This is a genomic window from Promineifilum sp. (SeqCode) (assembly GCF_041918635.1).
GTDB lineage: Bacteria > Chloroflexota > Anaerolineae > Promineifilales > Promineifilaceae > Promineifilum.
On sequence record NZ_JAYRVJ010000083.1, the window covers coordinates 1 to 2,322 of the forward strand.

Annotated in this window: 4 protein-coding genes; 2 read left to right on the forward strand and 2 right to left on the reverse strand. The window is 61.4% G+C overall.

Annotation, left to right across the window (positions count from 1 at the left end; genetic code table 11):
* The first annotated feature begins 93 nt into the window (after window positions 1–93).
* A complete protein-coding gene (locus tag ACE3UY_RS02720; protein ID WP_374686017.1) occupies window positions 94–351 on the forward strand; it encodes a CopG family transcriptional regulator in 258 nt (85 codons plus the stop codon).
* Window positions 345–707, forward strand: a complete 363-nt coding sequence (locus tag ACE3UY_RS02725) for a type II toxin-antitoxin system PemK/MazF family toxin (RefSeq protein ID WP_374686018.1) — start codon at window positions 345–347, stop codon at window positions 705–707. The genes ACE3UY_RS02720 and ACE3UY_RS02725 overlap by 7 nt, the downstream gene beginning before the upstream one ends.
* On the opposite strand, the gene ACE3UY_RS02730 is transcribed toward ACE3UY_RS02725, so the two are convergent.
* Together ACE3UY_RS02730 and ACE3UY_RS02735 are read right to left on the reverse strand one after the other, a co-directional pair.
* Window positions 704–1,564, reverse strand: a complete 861-nt coding sequence (locus tag ACE3UY_RS02730) for an SDR family oxidoreductase (RefSeq protein ID WP_374686020.1) — start codon at window positions 1,562–1,564, stop codon at window positions 704–706. The genes ACE3UY_RS02725 and ACE3UY_RS02730 overlap by 4 nt on opposite strands.
* Before the next feature lie 166 nt (window positions 1,565–1,730).
* The coding region (locus ACE3UY_RS02735; RefSeq protein ID WP_374686019.1) for a phosphotransferase family protein at window positions 1,731–2,322 on the reverse strand (592 nt) is incomplete at its 5' end.

Consider the following 2,322-nt stretch of genomic DNA (forward strand, 5'->3'; position numbering starts at 1 on the left):
ATGGTCTAGCCATACAGGGTTGCTGCTTCTATCCACAAATAAAGGGGGAGCAGCGTCGTTTGCAAGAGTATAAAACATTGTTATACTATTTGTATGTCTACAATTAAAACCGCGGTTTCAATCGAAGAATCACTTTTCAGGCGACTTGAGAAAGAAGCGGAAGCACTCGAAATTTCACGCAGCGGCCTTATATCGTTGGCCGTGGAATCATACCTTTCCAGGCTGGAAGCGGAGCGGATCACTGCCAAGCTAAATGAAGTGTATGCGAATGGCCCAGACGAAGAAGACATAAAGTGGCTGGAGGCAGCGCAAGTCACTTATATGGAAATACTGGGTGAAGAAGAATGGTGATCAACCAGGGAGATATCTTTTGGCTTGATTTAGGCAGACCCTTCGGATCGGAGCCAGGCTATCGCCACCCACATGTTGTCATTCAAAACGATTCATACAATCACAGTCATATCAATACGATTGTTGTCTGCGCGCTGACGACGAACCTCGCGTTGGCTGAAGCCCCCGGCAACGTCTTATTAAGAAAGGGCGAGGCCAATCTGCCGGAGGCGAGTGTTGTCAACATCACGCAAGTCCTAACGGTCGATAAGCGACGTTTCAAGGAGAAAATAGGTACGCTCTCGGCCAGACGATTGCAAGAAGTTCTTCAGGGTATACAGTTGCTCCTAAAACCGGTTGAGCTTCCTCGTCGTTAGGAGTCAACCAGTTTCTTCTCTTCGAGATAGCCGCTATATTCTGCCGGCGCATTCCCATGCTCCGCCACCTCCCACGTCTTTCGCCACAACGACCCCCCGCCGTCAATGCGGATCGACTCGCCGGTGATGAAGGCCGCCGCCGGCGAGAGCAGGAAGACGATGGCCGCGCTCACTTCCGCCTCCGTGCCCATGCGCTTGAGCGGGATGTCGCGGACGTTCTGCTCGATCATCGGCCGCACAGCCTCCGGGTAGCGGTCGAGGCCGCTGGAGGCGATGAGGCCGGGGGCGACGGCGTTGACGCGCACGCCGGCCCGCGCCCACTCCACGGCCAGCGTTTTGGTCAGGTTCTCGATGCCCGCCCGCGCCGCGGCCGAGTGGGCCATGCCGGGGAAGCCGCGCCACATCTCGATCAGCATGTTGACGATGGCCCCGCCGTGGGCCTCCATGTGCCGGTTGAACGCCACACGGCACATGAGGAACGTGCCGGTCAGGTTCGTCTCCACCACCGCCCGCCAGCCCTTGAGCGAGATCGTCTCCGCCGGGCTGACGAACTGGCCGCCGGCGTTGTTGACCAGGCCGTGCAGCGCGCCCCGCTCGGCCAGGACGCGCTCGAACAGGGCGGCGACCTGCTCCTCCTCGCGAATATTACAGACGACGTGCGACGCCGCGCCGCCCGCCTCGCGGATTTCGGTCGCTGTCTTGATCAGGTTCTCCTCGGTGCGGGCGGCCAGGACGACGTGCGCGCCGAGAGAGGCCAGCTCATGGGCCACGGCCCGGCCGATGCCCGTGCCGCCGCCGGTGACGAGATAGGTTTGGCCGCTGAATAGATCGTTGCGAAAGATGGAACGGTAGTGAATCATACTCTTATTGTAGCGCGGGATGGTATCCCGCGTCTTCAATCCTCTCTGCGTTGGCTAAAAATGGCTACGGATTTAAACGGACAAAACGGATTACACTATCCGTATCGTCCGTCTAAATCCGTAGCCATTCTTCGCATCGGCGGACGCGGGATGCCATCCCGCGCTACAACCCGGCGATCTCGGCCGCGCGGCGGGCGACGAGGGGGATCATCGCCTCCATCGCGGCAAAGCGCGCGTCCTGCGTCTGGCCGCGGCGGTAGCGGATGAAGATCTGGGCGATGATGACCGTCAGCCGGAAGAGGCCCAGGGCGTGGTAGAAGTGGATGTCGCCCACCGCCCGGCCCGACTTCTCGGCGTAGCGTGCTGTCAGTTCATCGCGCGTCAGAAAGCCCACGTCGCCCAGGGGCATCATGGCTGTCGCCTGGAGGTAGGGCGGGTCGGCCGGCTCCGTCCAGTAGGTCAGCAGCGCCCCCAGGTCGGACAACGGATCGCCCAGCGTGCACATGTCCCAGTCGAAGACGGCCACGACGCGACCGGGGTCGCCGGCGGCCAGCATGACGTTGTCGAGCTTGTAGTCGTTGTGGACGAGCGACACGCCCGCTTCAGCCGGCCGGTTGTCGCGCAGCCAGGCGTAGACGCGCTCCATGTCGGGCAGCTCGTCCGGCTTGGCTCCCTGCCAGCGCCGGTACCAGCCCTCGATCTGCCGCTCCAGGAAGCCGGCCGGCTTGCCCAGCCCGCCCAGGCCGAGCGCCTCG